The sequence below is a fragment of the Sorangium sp. So ce145 genome (assembly GCF_051525985.1).
In the GTDB taxonomy this organism is placed as follows: domain Bacteria; phylum Myxococcota_A; class Polyangia; order Polyangiales; family Polyangiaceae; genus Sorangium; species Sorangium cellulosum_B.
This window is the reverse complement of the sequence record NZ_CP150315.1, coordinates 8,864,973-8,885,054: the sequence shown is the minus strand read 5'-3', so window position 1 is coordinate 8,885,054 and position 20,082 is coordinate 8,864,973. Positions and strand designations below refer to the sequence as shown.

General features: G+C 73.5%; 19 protein-coding genes. 11 read left to right on the top strand and 8 right to left on the bottom strand.

The window, feature by feature from the left end:
- The first annotated feature begins 133 nt into the window (after positions 1 to 133).
- From WMF34_RS32905 to WMF34_RS32875, 7 genes are all read left to right on the top strand, one after another.
- Positions 134 to 1,588, top strand: a complete 1,455-nt coding sequence (locus tag WMF34_RS32905; protein WP_437990291.1) for a DUF882 domain-containing protein — start codon at positions 134 to 136, stop codon at positions 1,586 to 1,588.
- Between the two features lie 12 nt (positions 1,589 to 1,600).
- Positions 1,601 to 2,173, top strand: coding sequence for an NUDIX hydrolase (locus WMF34_RS32900; protein ID WP_437990290.1), 573 nt, complete (start codon positions 1,601 to 1,603; stop codon positions 2,171 to 2,173).
- A 175-nt stretch (positions 2,174 to 2,348) separates the two neighbouring features.
- Positions 2,349 to 3,557, top strand: a complete 1,209-nt coding sequence (locus tag WMF34_RS32895) for a serine hydrolase domain-containing protein (protein WP_437990289.1) — start codon at positions 2,349 to 2,351, stop codon at positions 3,555 to 3,557.
- A gap of 214 nt (positions 3,558 to 3,771) precedes the next feature.
- Positions 3,772 to 4,167, top strand: a complete 396-nt coding sequence (locus tag WMF34_RS32890; protein WP_044966367.1) for a hypothetical protein — start codon at positions 3,772 to 3,774, stop codon at positions 4,165 to 4,167.
- An 88-nt stretch (positions 4,168 to 4,255) separates the two neighbouring features.
- On the top strand, positions 4,256 to 4,633 hold the full coding sequence (locus WMF34_RS32885; RefSeq protein ID WP_080599315.1) for a hypothetical protein: 378 nt from the start codon (positions 4,256 to 4,258) through the stop codon (positions 4,631 to 4,633).
- Positions 4,626 to 5,384, top strand: coding sequence for a Smr/MutS family protein (locus tag WMF34_RS32880; RefSeq protein ID WP_437994680.1), 759 nt, complete (start codon positions 4,626 to 4,628; stop codon positions 5,382 to 5,384). The genes WMF34_RS32885 and WMF34_RS32880 overlap by 8 nt, the downstream gene beginning before the upstream one ends.
- The gene (locus WMF34_RS32875; RefSeq protein ID WP_437990288.1) at positions 5,381 to 6,091 is read left to right on the top strand and encodes a hypothetical protein; all 711 of its coding nucleotides are present in this window, start codon (positions 5,381 to 5,383) and stop codon (positions 6,089 to 6,091) included. Before WMF34_RS32880 ends, WMF34_RS32875 begins: the two co-directional genes overlap by 4 nt.
- A 22-nt stretch (positions 6,092 to 6,113) precedes the next feature.
- On the opposite strand, the gene WMF34_RS32870 is transcribed toward WMF34_RS32875, so the two are convergent.
- Positions 6,114 to 6,950, bottom strand: coding sequence for a hypothetical protein (locus WMF34_RS32870; RefSeq protein WP_437990287.1), 837 nt, complete (start codon positions 6,948 to 6,950; stop codon positions 6,114 to 6,116).
- A 25-nt stretch (positions 6,951 to 6,975) separates the two neighbouring features.
- Positions 6,976 to 7,992 carry an isocitrate/isopropylmalate dehydrogenase family protein gene (locus WMF34_RS32865; protein ID WP_012239050.1) on the bottom strand — a complete coding sequence of 339 codons (1,017 nt, stop codon included), beginning with the start codon at positions 7,990 to 7,992 and terminating at the stop codon, positions 6,976 to 6,978.
- Between the two features lie 303 nt (positions 7,993 to 8,295).
- Between WMF34_RS32865 and WMF34_RS32860 the strand changes: the two genes are divergently transcribed.
- The gene (locus WMF34_RS32860; protein ID WP_012239049.1) at positions 8,296 to 9,177 is read left to right on the top strand and encodes an OmpA/MotB family protein; all 882 of its coding nucleotides are present in this window, start codon (positions 8,296 to 8,298) and stop codon (positions 9,175 to 9,177) included.
- A 79-nt stretch (positions 9,178 to 9,256) separates the two neighbouring features.
- Here WMF34_RS32860 and WMF34_RS32855 read toward each other — a convergent pair whose 3' ends face one another.
- The gene (locus tag WMF34_RS32855; RefSeq protein ID WP_437990286.1) at positions 9,257 to 10,093 is read right to left on the bottom strand and encodes a helix-turn-helix domain-containing protein; all 837 of its coding nucleotides are present in this window, start codon (positions 10,091 to 10,093) and stop codon (positions 9,257 to 9,259) included.
- 76 nt (positions 10,094 to 10,169) lie between these two features.
- On the opposite strand from WMF34_RS32855, the gene WMF34_RS32850 reads away from it, so the two are divergent.
- Entirely contained in the window at positions 10,170 to 10,952 is a 783-nt protein-coding gene (locus WMF34_RS32850; protein ID WP_437990285.1) for a class I SAM-dependent methyltransferase, read from the top strand.
- Positions 10,953 to 11,002: 50 nt separating this feature from the next.
- Here the strand turns inward: WMF34_RS32850 and WMF34_RS32845 are convergent, their stop codons facing one another.
- From WMF34_RS32845 to WMF34_RS32835, 3 genes are all read right to left on the bottom strand, one after another.
- Complete coding sequence (locus WMF34_RS32845; RefSeq protein WP_437990284.1) at positions 11,003 to 12,463, bottom strand: hypothetical protein; 1,461 nt, start codon at positions 12,461 to 12,463, stop codon at positions 11,003 to 11,005.
- Between the two features lie 655 nt (positions 12,464 to 13,118).
- The gene (locus WMF34_RS32840) at positions 13,119 to 15,671 is read right to left on the bottom strand and encodes an alpha/beta fold hydrolase (protein WP_437990283.1); all 2,553 of its coding nucleotides are present in this window, start codon (positions 15,669 to 15,671) and stop codon (positions 13,119 to 13,121) included.
- 177 nt (positions 15,672 to 15,848) lie between these two features.
- Entirely contained in the window at positions 15,849 to 16,847 is a 999-nt protein-coding gene (locus tag WMF34_RS32835; protein ID WP_012239044.1) for a tetratricopeptide repeat protein, read from the bottom strand.
- A gap of 333 nt (positions 16,848 to 17,180) precedes the next feature.
- Between WMF34_RS32835 and WMF34_RS32830 the strand changes: the two genes are divergently transcribed.
- Positions 17,181 to 17,792, top strand: a complete 612-nt coding sequence (locus tag WMF34_RS32830) for a hypothetical protein (protein ID WP_157907069.1) — start codon at positions 17,181 to 17,183, stop codon at positions 17,790 to 17,792.
- 217 nt (positions 17,793 to 18,009) lie between these two features.
- Positions 18,010 to 19,443, top strand: a complete 1,434-nt coding sequence (locus WMF34_RS32825) for a cytochrome P450 (RefSeq protein WP_437990282.1) — start codon at positions 18,010 to 18,012, stop codon at positions 19,441 to 19,443.
- Between the two features lie 54 nt (positions 19,444 to 19,497).
- On the opposite strand, the gene WMF34_RS32820 is transcribed toward WMF34_RS32825, so the two are convergent.
- Positions 19,498 to 19,845, bottom strand: coding sequence for a cytochrome P450 (locus WMF34_RS32820; RefSeq protein ID WP_437990281.1), 348 nt, complete (start codon positions 19,843 to 19,845; stop codon positions 19,498 to 19,500).
- Positions 19,842 to 20,003, bottom strand: a complete 162-nt coding sequence (locus tag WMF34_RS32815) for a hypothetical protein (RefSeq protein WP_012239040.1) — start codon at positions 20,001 to 20,003, stop codon at positions 19,842 to 19,844. Before WMF34_RS32815 ends, WMF34_RS32820 begins: the two co-directional genes overlap by 4 nt.
- Positions 20,004 to 20,082 lie beyond the last annotated feature (79 nt).

The following is a 20,082-nucleotide window of genomic DNA, read 5'->3' as shown; positions in this document are numbered from 1 at the left end:
CCGACTGGAGCTTTCCATGATGAGCCTTCGATCCGTGAGCAGTGAAGGCGCGGCGCCGCGGGACGCAGGGGGAGCTGTGCGCAGAGGGGAGCCGCGTGCGCGCCTGAGGCGTGCTCGCGCGGCCGCGCTCTCGGTGCTGGTGAGCATCGCGGTGCCGGCGATCCTGGCGGGGCCCGTCTGCGCGGAGCCGCTGCCCAGGGCGCACGCTGCTGCCGAGAGGTCCGGGGAATCGAGGGAAGAGAAGAGCGAGCCGACCCGTCGGGATCGGGCGCCGGCGAGCCCCGCAGGCGCGGAGCAAGCTCCACGAACGACGACGCGGGAGAGCTCGCCCGATCGTCGCGCGAAGAGCGCCTCGGCGGCGACCGGCGACGAGAAGACGAGCGGGGCGGGGGGCCGGAACCGGAAGGAGAGGGCCCGTACCCGCAAGGAGGCGCCGCACGCGGCTGCAGACGCGGAGGGAAACGCGGGTGGCTCGGCGAAGGCGGGCGGCGGGAAAAAGGTGGTCGCCAAGAAGAAGGCGGGCGGCGAGAGGAAGAAGGAGAAGAGACGGGCGGCGCGCACGGCCGAGAGCAAGCGGCGCGGAGCGAAGAAGGGGGTGGAGCGGGAGGCGCCTCCGAAGCCGTGCCACGGACCGGTCCTGTCGATGGATCGCAGCGGGCTGGAGCCCGAGCGCCTCGAGCTGGTCGACTGCAAGGGGAAACCGCGCGAGGAGGCCCGGCGCGCCCTCTCCTTGCTTGCGCGCCCGTGGGGCACGCCGCGGCCGATCCTGTCCGACGAGGGCGCGTCCGCGCGGAGGCCGGAAGCGGCGAGCCGCAAGGGGCGGCGCGCCGGCGATGCGCCGCGAGCCGCCGGGAGCAGGGCGAGCGGGGTGCAGGCAGGGGAGATCGCGCCCGGCGTGCGGCTGCTCGATCCCGGGCTGCTCTCCCGCATCGACGCGCTGGCGCGGCGGTACCCGGGCCGGCTCGTGTCGCTCGTGAGCGGGTACCGGCCGCAGAGCCAGGGCAGCTTGCACCAGACGGGCCGGGCGCTCGATCTGCGCATCGCCGGGGTGCGTAACGACGAGCTCGCAGCCGCCTGCCGCGCGCTCGCCGACACGGGCTGCGGGTATTATCCGAACAGCTCGTTCGTGCACGTCGATGTGCGCGCGCCAGGGACGGGGAGCGTCTCGTGGATCGATGCGTCCGGACCCGGCGAGGCACCCCGCTATGTGACCGCGTGGCCGCCGCCGCAGGACGAAGGGCGAGGGGCGACCGAGCGGATGCCCGGCGAGGACGCGGAGGAGGTGCTCCGGCGGGAGCGCGGCGAGAAGGAGAAGTCCGCGAGCGCGGCGCCGGAGAAGATGGCGGGTCCCGCGCCGGACAAGGCGAGCGCGGCGCCGGAGAAGGCGGCGAGCGCGGCGCTGGAGACGGCGGGAGCGCCGGAGACGGCGAGCGCGACGCAGGAGAAGGCGGGAGCGTCGGAGACGGCGAGCCCGACGCAGGAGAAGGCGGGAGCGTCGGAGACGGCGAGCCCGACGCAGGAGAAGGCGGGAGCGGTGTCGCAGAAGACAGGAGCGATGCCGGAGAAGGCGGCGAGAGGCACGCCGTAGTAGTGAGGCGGGATGGGTATCACGATTCCTCGCAGGCACGCCTCGGCGCTCGCCGGTACGTTCGGTCCGCTCGCGATCCATCGCCATGAAGTCATGGCTGCGGGCGCGTCTTATCCCGCCTTCACGCTGGAGCTCGCCGACTGGATCTCGGTGGCCGCGATCACGGATGAAGGTCAGTTCGTCCTGGTGCGGCAGTACCGGCACGGGGTCGACGCGGTGACCATCGAGACGGCTGGCGGCCTTGTCGATCCAGGGGAAGAGCCGGCGGCCGCCGCGCCGCGCGAGCTCCTGGAGGAGACGGGGTATGCCGTGGAGTCGCTCGAGACGCTCGGGTGGGTGCACCCGAATCCTGCGCTCCAGGCGAACCGCTGCTTCCTCTACCTGGCGCGCGGCGCGCGGCGGGTCGGCGAGCCCGAGGGCGACGAGCACGAGAGCACGGAAGCGGTCCTGATGAGCGCAGATGACGTGAGGGCGGCGATGCAGGACGGCCGGATCAGCCACTCGATCGCCGTGATCACCTTGCTGCGGGCGCTCGCCGTCGCGCATGATTCGTGGGAACGGCCTGTCTGCCGACTCACGCGATAAGCTGCGTTATCGACGTCCTGCGTGAGCGAGAGCACCCGCATCGTTGCGGGCCGGTTGACACGGTCGGACCCGTCGCGTCTTGATGCCCGTCCTTCGCGGGCCGCCCCTGGAGATCGGGAGCGGCGCGGCGGAGCGCAGCAATGGACCTCACGGGGAGGCCATGGAGACCCGATCGATGAGCCGTGTCCTTCGGCCGACAGCTCTCTTCTCTTCTTGTATTGGCGTTGTCCTGCTCGCGGGGTGCACGAGCTCCTCGCCCGCTCCGCTCGACATGGTGGCCACCACGGACGACGAGGACCGTGGGAGCGTCGGAGTCGAGAGCGCCGCCGCTGGACCTGGAGGCTCAGACCCTGCGCCGGGCGCCGGCTGTGACGAGCTCTCGGTCGAGCTCCAGAGTGCGCTCGACGCGGCCGTGGAGGTGCAGCGGCTCCCCGGCGCGGCCGCCGCCGTGCATCTCGGCGGGTGCAGCTGGCTCGGCGCGGCGGGGGTCGCGGACACCGAGGCCGACGTGGCCATCCAGCCCGGCGATCTCTTCCGCGCAGGGAGCATCACGAAGACCTTCGTCTCCACGCTGGCGCTGATGCTCCGCGCGGAAGGCCGGCTGTCGCTCGACGACGCCGTCTCGGCGTACGTCGGCGGTGTCCCCCGCGGAGAGCAGATCTCCGTGCGACAGATCCTGAACCACACGAGCGGCGTCTTCGACTACACGGCGCTCGACGAGTTCTGGACCGCGGCATTCGACGATCCGACGCGCGCGTGGACACCCGCGGAGCTCATCGCGCTCGCGGCGTCGAAGCCGCCGTATTTCGAGCCAGGGCGCGGCTTCGCCTACTCCAACACGAACTACATCATCGCCGGCCTGATCGTCGAAGCGGCCTCGGGAGAGCCCATCGGCGAGCTGCTCCGCGCCCGCGTCCTCGAGCCGGCGGGGCTCGCGCACACCTACCTCGACGGCGCCGAGGAGGCCCTGCCCGGCCTCGTGCACGGTTACGGGCGGAGCCGGGGGGAGCTCGTCGAGATGACCTCCGCGATCGACGCGTCGGCGGCCGGCGCCGCGGGCGCGCTGGTCTCGACCACGGGCGATCTCACGCGCTTCTACCGCAAGGTGCTCGACGGCACGCTGCTCGGTCCCGCCGAGCTCGAAGAGATGACCGCGTGGGTCGACGCGCCCCTCGGCGAGGTCACCGGGTACGGCCTCGGGCTGTCGCGCCGGGAATCTCCGCTCGGCGTCCAGGTCGGTCACGACGGCGGTATCTGGGGCTTCACGTCGTCGTCTTATTACGCGGTCGACAAGGATGCTTCCATCACCGTGCTCGTCAATCTCGACGGCGGCGATGTCGGCAGGATCGTCGATGATCTGTCGAATGTCCTGATCACGCCCTGAGCCGGGAAGGGGACGGTCGCGTCGATATCGACGCGCACGCGCGCAGGCCGGTACCGGTCGCTGTCCACCGCGCGCACACGAGACGCCCCGCGGCGTGCGAGGCGCGCGCGCGGCGGCGGTCTGCCGCGAACGGGCCTCACGCTTGCATCGCCGTGGACGCAACCCGCACGGGATGATTCCCGGCGAGACGCTCGCATCGTGAAAGGATTCCGTGATGAAGCTGGTCAAAGCGCTCGGGGCCCTGGCGCTGTCCGGAATGGCGCTCGGCACCGCGCAGATGGCTGCTGCGGGGAGCACGACGCCCATCGAAGATCTCGTGCTCGTCGAGGAGACAACGAGCTCGGACTTCCCCGACGCCAGGATTCCCCCGGATGATGTCCCATATCATGGGCATTTCCGGCCGTTCCGGCCGTTCTGGCCGCACAGGCCGTATGGGCACTTCCGGCCGATCAGACCCTTCAGGCCGTATGGGCACTTCCGGCCGGCCAGACCCTTCAGGCCGTACGGGGACTTCCATCCCTACGGGCAGCCCGATGACCCCGGGCGATCAGAGGCAACGCCGGCAGAGCATCGCCCCGGGCCGATCCTGCGCCTCGGAGAGCCTCGCTGACCTCGATCCAGGAGCGGCCGCCGGGGGCGGCTGGGTCCGCGTTCCTCGCGCCGCGGCGCGCCCGGCCCGATGGCGTATGCTGCGCCCGATGCGCTCTCACGACGCGGGCCGCCCAGGCGCCCCGCCCGCCGCCCCCTCGCCCGCCGAGCTCTTCCACCGCATCTTCGCGCTGCTCGCCGACATGGAGGGAGCGCAGAGGGCCAAGGTCATCGACCTCGCGAGGCGCCTCATCCCGACGCTCACGGCCGAGGACATCCGCAACCCGCACGACTTCCCCGGCCTCGACGACCCCGACTGGCACTTCGAGGACGGGCAGCTCGCCGGCATCGAAGCCGTCCGGTTTGCACTCCGCGGCCTCGCGAGCGATGTTCTGGGGGATGGCGAAGAGCGCGAAGCGCGAGAGAGACACGAGAACGACGGCCAGCCCGGAGCAAGCCGCGAAGGCGGCGGCGCGCAAGGTGAATGAGGCGTTCTATCAGCCGTTCTCCACGCTCCGGCAGCTGAACAAGGCCAAGCCGGCGCCCGAGGCGAAGCCCAAGGCGACGGCGGCCTCGCCCGAGGCGAAGCCCAGGACGACGGCAGGCTCGCCCGAGGCGAAGCCCAGGACGAGATCGCCCGCGCCCCCGGGCGCAGGCGCGGCGCCGCGAGCAGGCGCCGAGCCGGCGCCGCGGCCCGTCGACCCCGAGACCTTCGCTATCTACATGGCCGGCGTCCGCGTGCTCGAGGATCGCGCGACCCGGATCCCGGTCACCGCCAGCCGCGTCGAGCGGGCCGCGCTCCCGACGATCGCGTTCGATCCGGACGAGGACGCGCGCTCGCGCATGCGCTCGCTCGTCATCGAGGGGATCAAGTTCGAGACCACGGACGACAGCGAGCGCATAGAGGGCCGGCGCCTCGACGTCGATCCGCGCGAGCTCAGGCGGCTCCGCCGCGCCCGCTACGCCGTCGACGGCACCCTCGATCTGCACGGCCTGAGGCTCGAGGCGGCGCGCGAGGCCGTCGAGGCGTTCGTGTGCAAGCGCCAGCGAGACGGCGACCGCGTCGTCGCCATCGTCCACGGCAAGGGCAACCACTCGCCCGGCGGCCACGCCGTGCTCCGCGGCGAGATCGCCGCCTGGCTGAGCAACGGCCGTGTCGCCCGCCACGTCGCCGCCTTCGCGACGGCCCCGGACGCGGAGGGCGGCGCAGGCGCGTTGCTCGTGCTGCTCACGCGATGAGGCCGGAGCCGCGCGCCGAGCCCGAAGGAGCGCCGGGGCACGCGCTGCAGCCGAAGGCGCGCGCGCCGCGCCGCGCCCTCGCGCCGGCCGCCGCGCTGCTCGCCCTGGTACCCGCGTGCGTGCCCGCCCCGGCCGCGCCGCCCGGGCCGCCGAGGCCCGCGACGCCCGCACAGGCGGCGTCGACGCTCGGCGACGGCGAGCTCGGCGAATACCGCTCGGATCGCTTCGATCTCCGGCTCCCCCTGCCCGACGCGCGCGGCTTCCGCGTCGAGGACGGCGAGGGCCCCTGGCTCGTCGCGACCCACGCCGCGTCGTCGACGTCGCTGCTCGTGCGCACCTGGCGCGAGGACGGCCGCGCGAGCCGCGCGGCGTGCGAGGCGCGCGCGCGGCTCTGGCGCGACCTGCCGCGCCCCGGCGAGGGCCTCACCGCCGCCGAGCGCCGGATCGACGTGCCGGAGGGGTTCGACACGGTCGTGGTGATCGGCGTCGCCGACTCCCCGCCGGGAGCGCCGATCGACGGCTTCGCGGTCGCCTTCGGCGGCTCCGGCCGGCGCTGCTTCGCCTTCGTCGCGGAGACACGCGCCGCGGGGCCCTCGGCGGAGCAGCTCGTGGCGGAGCGGCTCGCCGCGGTGGTCGAGATCTCGCTCGGCGGCCTCCGCCTGCTGCGCGAGATCGCGCCCGCCGTGCCGCGCGAGCCGCCGCCGTGAGCCGCCGCCGCGAGCCGCCGGCTCAGCGGTAGACGCCGCTCCGCGCGCGGGACTCGAGCGCCGCGGCGAGCTCCTCCTCGCCGATCGACCAGGCCTCGGCCGACAGCGCGCGCGCCTCGACGGGCTGGAGCGCCTCCACCGCGTGCGGCGCGAAGCGCAGCCGCGACAGCGACAGGAGGCGCTCGAGCGCCTCGGACGCCACGCCGCCCCGGAGCTCCTGCCGCCACGCGCGATCGATCGCCTCGAGCCGCGCGGGGCTCCTCCACGCGTCGGCGATCACCACGCGGCCGAGCCGCGCGTCGATGGCGTCGATCCCCGTGGGCAGCGCGACGATCGCCTGCTGCGCCGCGCGCGCCGGGTCGCCGAGGCCCAGCGAGAGCAGCGCGCGGGCCGCTTCGAGCAGCCGCGCCTCGTCGGGCCGGAGCGCGGCCCGATCGATCGACGGGAGCCGCTCCAGCGCGGCCGCGTAGCGCTCCCGGCGCGCGGCGTCGATCACGGCGGCCAGCGCGCGCAGGACCCTCGCCGTCGGCGGCGAGAACCACGGATCCGCGCCGGCGCGCGGGCGCTGCGCCGGGTCCTCGAGGTCGAGCGCGGCGGCGCGCCACACGGACGCGCGCGCGTCGAGGACGGCGCGCGTCGCCTTCACCGCGAGCGCGAAGAACAGGGCGGCCGGGAGCAGGCCCTTCACGCCCCAGATCTCGCTGAGGAAATAGCTCGCCGCGACGAGCGACGAGAGCGTGAGGAAGAGCAGCAGCCGCCGCCGGCGCCTCGCGTCGTCGCCCGCGGCGCCGGCAGCCCCGTCCGTCGCGCCGACGAGCTCGGCGCACCACTCGAGCAGCCACGTGAAGGCGGATCCCACGTCTGCGGGATCAGGATGCCCTCCGCTAGGCCTCCGCGCGAGGCCTTTCGATCTCCGCGCAGAGCGCCCGGGTGAAGTCGCTCGTGCTCGCGGCGCCGCCGAGGTCGCGCGTGCGCACCTGGCCGGCCCGGTAGAGCGTCGTCAGGGCCCGCTCGATCCGATCTCCCGCGTCGTGCTCGCCGAGGTGCCGCAGCATCATCACGGCGCTCTGCACGAGCGCCGTCGGGTTCGCGTAGCCCTTGCCCGCGATGTCCGGCGCCGACCCGTGCACCGCCTCGAAGACCGCCGCGTCGTCGCCGATGTTCGCGCCGGGCACGATCCCGAGCCCGCCGACAAGGCCGGCCCCGAGGTCCGAGAGGATGTCGCCGTAGAGGTTCTCCGTCACGATCACGCCGAGCCGGTTCGGATCGCGGACCATCGTCATGGCCGCCGCGTCGACGATCATCTCGCCGAGCTGGATCTCGGGGTGCCCCACGGCCACCCGCCGCGCGCAGTCGAGCGCGAGGCCGTCGGAGATCTTCATGATGTTCGCCTTGTGGACGATGGTCACCTTGCTCCGGCCGTGCTTCTTCGCGTACCGGAACGCGAACTCCGCGATGCGCGTCGAGCCCCGCTCGGTCGTGAGCTTGATGCTCTGGGCCACGCCGGGCAGGATCATGAGCTCGAGCCCGGCGTAGAGCCCCTCGGTGTTCTCGCGCACGATGACCATGTCGACGTCGAACCGCGGGTCGACGCCCGGCAGGCTGCGGATCGGCCGCACGTTCGCGTAGAGGTCGAGCGTCTGCCGGAGCGTGACGTTGACCGAGCGGAACCCGCCCCCGATCGGCGTCGTCACCGGGCCTTTCAGGGCGATCCGGTTCTTCCGCACGGCGTCGATCACGGGGAGGGGGAGCGGCGAGCCCGTCAGCTTCGCGACCTCGATGCCCGCGTGGTGGATCTCCCAGTCGACGGCGACGCCGGCGGCGGAGACCACATCCTGAGTCGCCGTCACCACCTCCGGGCCGATGCCGTCGCCCGGGATCAGCGTGATGCGATAGGCCATGGGCCGTCCCATTAGCAGGTGCGCAGGCGGGAACAATGGACAAGCGCGGTAGTGTTGCAATGGCGCAAACCACGCGCCGCGTCAGCGCGCCGCGCCTGGTGGACGCGGTGACGGGGCGCGGCGACGGAGAGAGGCGCGCGAGGCGGCGGGTCGGGCGGCTCGATACGGCCTTTTACAATCGCGCGCGACCTCGGTAGGGTACGCGTCCGCACGGCCTGACAGGCCGCTGTCACCTGGAACCGGGCGCGGGCCGAGCCATCGGCCCCAGCTCATGTTCACCAACTAGAGTGAAGGAGCGTGCTCATGCACCCTCGTGTCTTGAAAGGTCGCAGAACCGCCTTCGCGGCCTTCTTGCCTGCCGTGATCGCGTCGTCCTCGCTGGGGTGCGGCTACTCCGAGGAGGAGTGGAAGGCCCAGCTCGACAAGTACAACCGCCTTCAGAGCCAGCACCAGACCACGGAGGGCCGCCTCGCCGAGACGCAGAAGGAGCTCGAGGCGGCCCAGGCGAAGGTCGCGGAGCTGACGAAGCAGCTCGAGGCGGCCGGGGTCGACATCGGCAAGCTGAACGAGAACCTCCAGGCGACGAGCACGCAGGTGTCGCAGCTGAGCTCGACGCTGGAGGAGCGCGAGAAGGCGCTCGCCGAGTTCAAGGCCCGCGCCCGCCAGCTGGAGGCGATCAAGGCGCGGTTCGAGACGCTCAAGAAGAAGCTGGACGAGCTCACGAAGCTCGGCCTGGCGGTGAACATCCGGAACAACCGGATGGTCATCTCGCTGCCGGGCGACGTCCTCTTCGACTCCGGGCGCGAGACGCTGAAGAAGGAGGGCAAGGAGATCCTCCTCAAGGTGGCGACGGTCGTCAAGAACGACAAGTCGCTGCTCCAGCGCGACTACCAGGTCGCCGGCCACACGGACAACAAGCCGCTCGTGGGCGGCCAGTTCCGCGACAACTGGGGCCTGTCGCTGATGCGCGCCCGCGAGGTGCTCGTGTTCCTCGTCAGCCCGGCCGACGTCAAGGGCGGCGGGGGCGCGCTCCCCGTCGCGAACTGGAGCGCGGCGGGCTTCGCGGACACCGATCCGGTCGCGACCAACGACACCGACGAGGGCCGGCAGAAGAACCGCCGTTGCGACCTCATCGTGGTCCCGAGCGTCGAAGAGATGCTCGACCTCCGGGCGATCACGCAGTAACCCGCGATCTCGCGGCGCGCGCCGCGGGGGGCCGCCCGCGCGCGGCGCGCTCTTCGAGGGGCGCGTCCGCGCCGTCAGGTCAGCTCTCGTGTCCACCGCCCGGCGATGGCCGGGCGGTCCTGCGAAACTCGCTCGGCGTCTGGCCGGTGACGGCGCGGAACGCGGCGGCGAACGCGCCGAGGCTCTGAAAGCCGACGTCCAGCGCGACCTGCGTGATGCTGGCGCTCGAGCCGGAGAGCAGGTCGATCGCCCGGAGCACGCGCGCGCGCGTGACGAAGCCGCGCCACGTGACGCCGGTCTCCTCGCGGAACCGCCGCCGCAGCGTGCGCTCGGTCGCCCCTGCGAACGCCGCGGCCCGCGTGAGATCGGCGCTGGCGACGTCGCGCAGCGCGCACTCGATCGCGCGCTGCACCGGCCGCGTCTTGCCGCGGGGCAGCCGGTACGTGGCGCCGCGATCGAGGAGCGGGCCGATGATGTCCGCCATCGCCGCGAAGAACGTGTTGGCCGCGGCGTCGTCCGGACGCCGCGCGACCGGCCAGCGGCGCGCGTAGATCACCATCTCGCGCAGGAGCGCGGGGATCTCGAAGATCCTCACCGCCGCGAGGGGGGAAGGGAACGCGGCGGGCTCGAAATAGATCGAGACGATGGACGCGTCGCCGCAGGTGGTGGCGTGCCGCTCGCCCGCGGGGATGAGCGCGGCGAGCAGCGGGGGGAGCAGGAAGGACGCGTCCTCGACCTCGAGGCGCGCCGTGCCGGCCAGAGGGCAGAGCAGCTGGTGCCGCGCGTGGGTGTGCCAGCCGTACACGGCTCCCCGCAGCTCGTCTTCGTAGGAGAACGCGCGCGCGCCGGCATGGTCGAGCCCGAGCCGCGCGAGGTGCTCGGTGGTCTCCGTCGGGGTCAGGACGCGGGCTTGCAAGGCGTGGCCTCTCGGCGGTGATCTTTGTCCGATCGCCGGCAGCCGTAAAGCCGGAGCGCGTCCATCTTCGAGCGCCATGAAGCAAGCCACTCCCGCGGCGCACGATGCGTTGATACAGGAACAGTTCACCCGCCAGGCCAGGCCGTTCGCCGAGGTCCGGGCCCACTCGGCGGAATCCGCCATGGGGCTGCTGCTCGACGCGCTCGACCCGGCGCCGAGCGACGCGGCCCTGGACGTGGCCTGCGGGCCGGGGATCGTCGCCTGCGCGCTGGCCCAGCGCGTGGCGAGCGTGCGGGGGCTCGACATCGTCCCGGCGATGCTGGAGGAGGCGCGGAAGAGGCAGGCGAGCCTCGGCCTCGCCAACGTCACCTGGGAGCTCGGCGACGCGAGCCGGCTGCCCTATCCGGACGAGAGCTATCGCCTGGTCACGACGCGCTACAGCTTCCATCACCTGCTGGAGCCGCTTGTGACGCTGCGCGAGATGGCCCGCGTGTGCCAGAGGAGCGGGCGAGTCGCCGTGATCGACGTGGCGCCGGCCGAGGACAAGCGGGCGGCGTACGACGCTGCCGAGAAGATCCGCGATCCGTCGCACGCGAGCGCGCTCACCGAGCGCGAGCTCGGCGCCCTGTTCGACGCCGCGGGGCTGGAGATCGAGACGACGACGCGGTACCGGCTCGAGGTGGAGCTCGAGGCCGCGCTCCGGGCCTCCTTCCCGGAGCCCGGCGGAGCGGACCGGCTCCGGGCCCTCTACCGCGCCGACGTCGGCGTCGACGCGCTCGGCGTGGGCGCGGAGCTCCGGGGGGACGAGGTCCACTTCGCCTATCCGATCGTCATCCTGGTGGGCCGGAAGCGCGGCTGAGCCGAGAGGCGCCTTCTGCGCGGCGAATCGAGGCGCCAGGGCTCCGCAGCTCAGGGGAGCGGCGCGGCCGGGCAGGAGGGATCGGTCGTCGCCTCGACGTCGTCCACGTGCAAGGCCTCGTTGTCGAGCGGCGCGTCGCAGGTCCCGCTGGCTCTTATCTTGAACGAGAGTTGCTGGGGCCTGCCCGCCGTGCGCGGATCCAGGCAGATCGTCTGTTGCGTCCAGCGCTCGCTGGCAGCCAGGGCGCCTCCTGGCGTCGAGGAGGCGGTCGCCGCGAGGAGGTGGCTCGTGCGGTACCAGAACTTCAGCGCCGGACCGGCCGTCCCCTGAGGCTCGGGGACGGTGAACACGGTGGAGGCCGAGGGCTCGCGGCACGGCTTCCGCACGGACAGCGAGAGCGAGACGTCGCCGGCGTGCGCGGCCGCTGAGTCGACGGCGAGCCTGGCGCTGCCGCGCGCGGGGTCCTCCGCGTTGAGGACCCATGTCGGCGAGAGGCCCGCGTCGGCGCCGTCGTTCTCGAAGCCGGGGTCGAAGAGCGGCGCGTCCCCGGGGCAGCGGTCGTCGGAGACGATGGCGAGGTCATCCACCGTGAAATCCCGCTTGTTCTCCTCCATGCACCGCTGGCTGTGCCGGTTCCGGAAGGCGAACGCGAGGCGGTGCGCCATGCCGAGCGCCCACCGGGGCAGGCAGGTATGCGAGACCTGCGCCTCGCCCGTGCCCGTCAGGGCCGTCAGCCGGTGCGTGCTCAGCATCACATCGACGATGGCCCCCGGGCTGCCACGGCTCCAGATGCGGAGCGCTGGGCTCGGCAGCGCGGCGGACGGCAAGGGCGCCGAGAGCGTGCCCTCGAGCGAGGGAACCTGGCAGAAGAGCGTGGTGGCGAGATGTCCGCCCTTGCCGCCGCCCTGGCCCAGGCCGCGCTCGATCTCGGAGACGCCGCCCTCGGGGGTCGCCTTCCAGCCGGCGGCGCCTGCTTCGAAGTCGCCGTTCAGCACCTGGCCAGGCGGCGGGCACTCGTTCATTTCATCAGGCTGAAGGGCGACGTCATCGAACGTCAGCGTGAAGTCCTGTCCGGTGTCCTCATCGCACAAGGGAGAACGCCGGGCGGGCCCGAGGAGCAGCTCGATCGGCCTGCCGTAGGCGCGCTCTCCCAGGCACACGCGTTGCGGGGCAAAGGACGAAGAGGGCATGAGATCGAGGTTGGTGAACCCTCCGTCGATCCGGACCCCGACCCCCGGCGGGCCGAGGCAGTCCATCGCGAGCTCGCAGCCGATGCGCGCGGCGAACGTGAGCAGGAGCGGTCCAGCGCACGCGAGGTCCGGCATCGAGAGGCGCTGATAGAAGCCGGCCATCTGGCACACCGCGTCTCTCCCGATGATGCCGGCCCCGGGGTTGCCGTTGCCCTCGGCCTCGGGGGAGACGAGCGCTGCCCCCGTGGTGCCCCACGTATCCGAGCGCTGGAATGAAGGGTCCTCCGGGCCTCCCCGCCAGTCGCAGTCGCCGTCGACCATCGGATCATCATCGGCGCTGGCACACTCCGAAATACATACGCCGTCTGCGCAGCGGAGCCCGTCGTCGCACTGGCCCAGAGGCCCACAGGGACAGCCCTCCTCACCAGGAGGGCTGTCGGCGCCCCCGCCCGCGTCCTCGCCGCCCGCGCTCTCGGCTCCGCCGTCGCCTCCCGCCCCGCCTGCGCCCGCCGCTGCGCCGGCAGAGCCCTGCTCCGTCCCGGAGCAAGCGCTCGCGAATGCGCCAAGCACGGCAGCGACACAGCAGGTCAGCGGGCGCGACCATCCCATCATCAATTCAAGCTAGCGGGGGAATCACGGGATCGCAAGGTAGACAGGATGTTTCCTTTTTCCCGGAGAGACATCGAGATAAGGAGAACTCTCAAGTCGTATCGGGCGAAGCCGGAGACGCGGACGTCCGCAGGCTGAACTCGAGCTCATCCGCTTCATCCGCTTCATCCGCTTCATCCGCTTCATCCGCTTCAACAGCGCATCGTAGCGCGGGCAAACTTCGGTTGAGGAAGCGCAGCGAGCGCGAGCGTCCGAGAGGCGGGCGCGCGTCCGGCGGCTCGTCGTGCGAGCGCAGGAGTGTCCACGAGAGCTCCGCGGCGCGAGACGGGCGACGACGCGTCGCGTGCTTGGCCCCGCGCCGAGCGCGTCAGCCGCCGGAGGCAGCGCCGAGCGCCGCGGAGGGCACGAGGCTCGAGACGGGGCTCCCCCCGGCATTCACGCCAAGGAAGGCCCGCAGCTCGGCGAGCAGCGGACCTGACTCGCCGACGAAGGGGAGGTGATCGTCGCCCGGCAGCTCGACGTGGCGCGCGCCGCGGATGCGGCCGGCGAGATCGCGCCCGGCTGCCGCCGGGACGGCCCGATCGCCGGCCCGGTGCAGCACGAGCGTCGGGACGCTCACCCGGCCCAGCGCGGACCGGACGTCGGCCGCCGCGTGTGCCCGGAGCATGCGCGCCGCCCCGCCAGGGCTCGCGCCGTGGCGCAGGTACGCGGCCCAGAAGCGCCGGAACGCGCCGTCCTCCGCCGCGGACGGGGCCAGGCGTTCGAGGAAGAGCGGCTCGCCCCAGCCGCTCCGCAGCGCGCGCTCGGCCTCCTCGGCGTCCTCGCCGGCGAGCCCGAAGAGGCACCCCGGCCAGGCAGACATCTGCGCCGCGCTCCCGAGCGCGACCAGGGCGCGCGCCCGCGCCGGGTGCGCCGCCGCGAGCAGCGCGCACGGCGCGAACCCGGCGCCGACGCCGAGGAGCGCGGCGCGCGCCACGCCGGCCGCGTCCAGCACCGCCAGCAGATCCTCCGCCTGCTGCTCGGCCGGAGCGCCCGCGCCCTCGCGCTCGCTCATCCCGGTGCCGCGCTGGTCGAGCACGATGAGCCGCGCCCACGCGCCGAGCTCGGCGAAGAACCGGGAGATGAGCGCGCCCTCCCACGCGGCCTCCACGTGCGTCACCCACCCCTGGACCAGCACCAGATCGATCGGCCCGCCGCCCGCGGTCCTGTAGGCCAGGCTCGCGTCGGCGCTCGTGGCGAAGCGGGTCTCCGCGGCGTGCAGCCGCGCGGGCGCCCGCGTGGAGGAGACCACCCCCTCCCGCGCGGCCTCGAGCCCGCGCCGCATCGCCTCGGCGACCTGCGCGTACGCGCTCGCCCAGGCCCGCGCGGTGGCGGGCGACCACGCGTCCCCTTCGAGCTCCTCGAGCACCTCGAGCAGCGCGCGGCCCACGGCGTCGAAATGCTCGGGCAACGCGGCGTACGTCGCGTGGCGGCGACCGAGCGCCTCGAGCATCTCGACCAGCTTGTCCGGCGCGCGCAGGTTGTCGACCACGAGCTGAAGCGCCGCGGCGAGCTTGAGCCGCTGCTCGCGCATGTCCGGCGGGAACAGCGCCCGGAGCGCCGGCTCGCGGGCGAAGAGCCGCTCGTAGAAGCGCGTCACGAGCGCCTCGGCGCGCGGGGCGAGGCGCTCGAACGAGGCGCGCACGACGCCCGCGCCCGCGTCCTGCGCGCTCGCGGGGGACGACGCGGGGCGGACGATCTGGAACGCCCGGCAGAGCGCCTCGGTCTCCTCGAGCGCGGCCTGCACCTCCTCGGCCGACGCGAAGCGCGCCTCCGGCTCGCGCAGGACGCAGCGATCGATGACGGCCGCGAGCATCTCCGGGACGTCGGGGCAGAGCGACCGCAGCGGCGGGAGCGCCCGCGCCGTCACCCAGCTGGCGATCGCGTGCACATCGAGCCCCGCGTGAGGCAGCCGGCCCGCGCACAGCTCGTAGAAGACCAGCCCGAGCGCGTAGACGTCGGAGCGGGACGTGCCGGCGGTGCCCGCCCAGAGCTCCGGCGCGAGGTAGAGCGGCGTGCCCATCATCATGCCGCCGTCGGTGAGGCTCGCGGTCCCGAGCGTGGAGGCCGCGTCGAGCGCCATCGGGATCGCGGTCGTCAGGGCGGACATGTCCGTGAGCGCCCACGGCGCGGGCGCGACGGCGGAGCTCGGCGCGGCGCGAGGGCCCGCGTCGAGGGCGGGGGCGCCGGGCCGGTCGGCGAGCTTGGCGAGGCCGAAGTCGAGCAGCTTCACCTCGCCGCTCGCGTCGAGCATCACGTTCGCCGGCTTGATGTCGCGGTGGAGGACGCCCCGCCGGTGCGCCGCGGCGAGCCCGCGCGCGAGGCCGAGCGCGAGGCGCAGCGCGGCGGGCCACGGGATCGGCTTCGGGAGCAGCTCGAGCGGCTCGCCCTCGACGAACTCGTAGGCGATGTACGGCCGCCCGCGCACCTCGCCGATCCGGTAGACGGCGACGACGTTGGGGTGCTGGAGGCGCGCGATCGCGCGGGCCTCGACGCGCAGCCGCTCGATGGTCCTGGGATCCGGGCTGTCCGCCGCGACGAACTTGAGCGCGACGGGCCGGTCGAGGACCTCGTCGTGGGCGAGGTACACCTGCCCCATGCCCCCGCGGCCGAGCGGCCGCACCACGCGGTAGTCGTCGAAGGCCGACGGCGGCGCCCACGAGAGCGGGGGCGACGGCGGCCGCTCGCTCTCGCCGAAGCGCTGGTGCGTCGCGTGGAGGAAGAGCGGCGCCCCGAGGTCGCTCTCGCTCGGGCGCGTCGAGAGCCGCGCGCGGCAGCCGTCGCAGCCGGCCACGTGCCCGCGGATGCTCGCCGCGTCGTCGTGCGGGAAGTTGCCCGCGAGCCAGGTGGCCAGGGCGTCGTCGGACGGGCACGGGATCATGCGCTGCTGTTCTCCGGAGCGACATTCTCCGTGCGCGCTGTGGGCAGCGCAATGGCCGCGCGGTCTGTGCCGCGCTGCGCTGCCCCGCCGTCGTGAGAGGCAGCACCTGCGCGCCTGTCCTCGCCGTGCGGCGCTGGTGCGCGGCGCGAGCCGGCTCTCGGGCGGCGGCCGCGCTCCTCACAGGGCCGGTCGATCGGGCGGCTCCGGGCGCCCGCGCCGCGCGGCGCGGGCCTCCACCTCGCCGAGCAGCCGCGGGCCCGCGCGCTCGCCCGCGCCCGCGAAGAAGGCGCGGGCCTGGGCGAGGTCGCCGTGCGCCGCGTAGAGCTCGACGAGCTCTCGCTCCGCGGCCTCGTCGATCGTCGCCTCCAGCGAGCCGGCGCGCGCGGGGCCGAGCTGCACGATGGCGCGCAGCGCCCTCATGGCCCCCTCGGTGGCGCTTCGGCCGCCGAGGCCCCGCAGGCTCCACGACTTCACGTAGAGCGCGCGCTTGCGGAGCGGCGCCCCCGCGGCGCCGCGGAGCGCGCCGTCGCAGGCGATCACCGCCTCGTCGAGGCGCCCCGCGGCGAACGCAAGGTCGGCCAGCGCGAGGTAGGCCTCGGCCGCCTCGCCGGACGCCGGGTGCTCGAGCGCGAGCTGGCGCAGCCGCGCCTCGGCGCCGCGCGCGTCCCCGCTGTCCTGGAGCGCCCGCGCGAGCGCGAGGAGCGCTCGCGGCCGCTGCTCCGCCGCGCGCAGCGCCGGCGCGTCGACGAGCGCCGCGTAGGCCGCCGCGACGCCCGCCCGCAGCCGCGCGGCCTCTGCTTCGAGCGCCGCCCGCCGCGCCGCGCCGCGCCCGCCGGCCGCGCCCGCCTCCGCGGCCTGGTCGAGCACGAAGAGCTGCACGCCGATGACGCGGTAGCGCCCCGCGAGCGACTCCGCTTCACGGAAGATGGGCTCTGCCGCCGCGCTCGCGCCGGCGTCCGCGCCGTCCGCGCCGCCGCGCGCGGCGGGCGCCGGCGCTCCAGCGCCCGTGCCGGGGTCCGCGCCGCCTCGCGCGGCGAGCGCCGGCGCTCCCTGCGCGGCGCACCCCGCCGAGGCCAGGGTGAGCGCCATGAACGCGGCGACCCGCCGCGCCGTGGCTCTGCGCCGCTCCGTGAGACTGCTGGCGGTCTTCGCTGCGCGCTCCACAACCCGTGACACTTCTTCTCCTCGTGACTCGCCGCCGGCAGAGAGGGCGAAACGCCGCGCGCTTCGTGCCGAACGGCGCGGGAAGATAACCGCGGGCGCCCCAGGGACCAGGGCAATCCACGGCGGACGCGCCGATTCTCTCCCTGAACCACGCGGACAACAGCGCCTTTCGAGCGCCTTGCGTGGCGGCGCACACGCGGCGCGCGGCGCGGAGCGACGCGCCGCAGAGCACGCACCTCCAGCACGCTCCGCCTCGGCCCATGCATTGCGTCTCGGCCTTCATCGCTCCGCGCCCGGACCGGCGCTTCACACCGGGCGGGGCGTATCCGGATGGAGAGTCACGACATGGCGACAAAAGTGAACTGCCTCCCGTTCACGATCCCCACGATGCCGCGCCTCGGGCTCGCCGACCTGGAGGCGCGCTTCCGACGTATCTCGCTCCTCATGTACGACACGAAGGTTCCGATCGCGACGCTCGAGAAGGAGGTCTATCCCTACCTTGCCCGTGGCATCGAGTTCGTCAATCCATGGCGGCGCGTGCGCGGGATCGAGACGTACCAGGTCGGCCTCTCTGGAGCTCGCGTCGGCGGCCGCTTCGACCTCGACGTCTCTCAGCTGAGCGTCCGGCTCTCCGAGCCGCGTGACGCGGGCCGCGCCCTGGTCGACAGCACCTTGTACCTGCGGCTGTTCCCGCGCTGCGCGTACCCCGTGCGGGTGATCCTGACCTACGATTTCTGCATGATCGACGGCGGCGAGAGCTTCGAGATCACGCGCCACGAGGAGATGTGGCGCATCGGGGACATTCTTCGGAGCGCTCCGCTGCTGGGCCGCTCCTACGATGTCTTCCGTTCCTGCTCGGGTTACCTCTTCACCGGCGCGCTGCTCCTGTCCCGCGCGGTCGCTGTCCGTCCGCCTGGCGCCGAGGCCGCGCGGGGCGAGCCGGATCCGTCACGCTGACGCCGCGCGCGCGGCCGTGGGGTCGCCACGAAGCCGAGCGCCGCTCGCCTGAGCGCGGGCCGGCGATCTCTCGGAATCGACGAAATCGACGGGACCGAGGGAATCGAGGGAACCGAGGGAACCGAACGCCGGTCCACGTGTCGGAATGTCCCCGGCGCCCTGGTCTTCTCCGGCCGGGGACATCCCGACAACCCTCGTTCACTCACGGAGCAGCTCGATGGGAAATCTGCCGCCCGGGCCGAAGTCGCTCAGCCTTGTGGATACCATTCGCGCAGGATTCATTTCCTCCGAGCCCGTCTTCAGGCGCTACGCCGCCGAGTACGGCCCCACGTTTCGCCTGAGGTCGCCGAACGGGATACTGACCATCACGGGCGATCCGGAGGCGATCCGCGCGGTCTACACGGCCGACCCCGACGAGTTCGATGTCTGGGGTGTCCAGCTGACGGAGCCGGTCTTCGGGACCTCGTCGGTGGTCGTGACGGCGGGCGCGCGGCACCGGCGCGATCGGCGGCTGCTCGCCCCGCCGTTCAGCGCCGGCGCGATGCGGGGTTATGGTGGCGCGATCGCGGAGATCAGCCTGGACGTGGCGTCGCGGTGGCGGCCGGGCCGCTCGTTCTCGATGCTCGCGGCGACCCAGGCGATCGCGCTCGACGTGATCGTCCGCGTGGTCTTCGGCGTGCGGGGCGAGGCGCGCGTCGGCAGGACCCGCGAGGCCGTGCTCGGGCTCATCGAGTCGCTGAGCCCGAGCTTCATGATCATCCCCGCGCTCCGCCGCGACTTCGCCGGCTTCGGCCCTTACGCGCGCCACAAGCGCGCGGCCAGGGCGCTCGACGCGCTGCTCTTCGAGGAGATCCGGGCGAGGCGCGCGGAAGGGGACGCTTCGCAGGACATCCTGGGCCTGATGATGAGCGCCCGCCACGACGACGGCGCGGGCATGAGCGACGTCGAGATCGCGGACCAGCTCCGGGCGCTCCTGTTCGCTGGCCACGAGACGACGGCCATGTCGCTCGGGTGGGCGATGTACTGGCTGCACCGCGAGCCGGCCGTGCTCGCGCGCCTCCTCGACGAGCTCGACACGCTCGGTCCCGCGCCCGAGGCGGACGCGCTCGCGTCGCTGCCGTACCTGGAGGCGGTGTGCCTGGAGGCGCTTCGCCTCCACCCGCCGGTGGTGGACGTGGCCCGCGTCGTGAAGAGGCCGTTCCGGCTCAAGGGCTATACCATCCCGGCCGGCGAGGCGATCGCCGCCTCGCCGCTGCTCCTGCACGGCCGCGAGGATCTCTACCCGTCGCCGGAGCGATTCCGCCCTTCGCGGTTCCTCGATCGGAAATTCACACCCTTCGAGTTCATCGCCTTTGGCGGCGGCGCCCGCCGGTGCCTGGGCGCGGCGTTCGCGATGTACGAGATGAAGGTCGCCCTCGGCACGATCCTCGGTAGATACCGGCTCCGGCTCGAGAGCCAGGCGCCCATTCACCACGTGCGCCGCGGGCTCACCATGGGGCCGAGCGGGGATGTGGCGATGATCCTGGAAGGGGAGCGCGAGCGAGCGAGGGCGGAAGGCCGCCCGGCTGCGGTCCAGGGCAGCCCCGCGGAGCCGGCGCTCCGGCCCGCCGCGCCGCAGCCGGCAGGGCGGTGCCCCATGGGCTTCTCCTGAACGCCGCTCACCCGGTCTCCTCGCGCGCGGCCGGCCGGCGGCGCGCTCTGGCCTTCATCCCGTCAGCTCGTGCTCGCGCGGACGCCGATCCGCCCTCCGGCGGCGCTCCACGACGAGCGGCAGCCCATCCCGCGGCACGAGCGCCCGCCGGCCGCCTGCGCCCGCTTCGTACCCTGCGGGCAGCTCGAACCGGAATTCCCGCACCAGCGCCGCCAGCATGAGCTTCATCTGCAGCACGGCGGTCCGCTCGCCGATGCACTTGCGCATCCCGAGCCCGAAGGGGATGAACGCCGAAGGCGGGCGCTCCTCGTGCCATGGCGAGCCCGGCTCGAAGCGCTCCGGGAGGAACTCCTCCGGGCGCTTCCAGTACCGCGGAAGCCGCTGCATGACATACGGGCTCACGAGCACCTCGTCTCCTGCCACCGCTTGAGCCCCAGCCGGAACCGGTAGAAATCGCCGTACGCCAGGGTGCCGTCGAGCAGGAAGGCGAGGGGATCCGCGCGGAACTCCGGCCAGGAGCCGTGCAGAGGGTGCGCTTTCGGACCGGGGGAGCGGATCATGGCCAGTTCTCCGGGGGAGCGTGGCGCCGCGGTTTGCATACGAGCGAGCGTCGGGCGGGGCGCCGGCGTTTCGCAATCA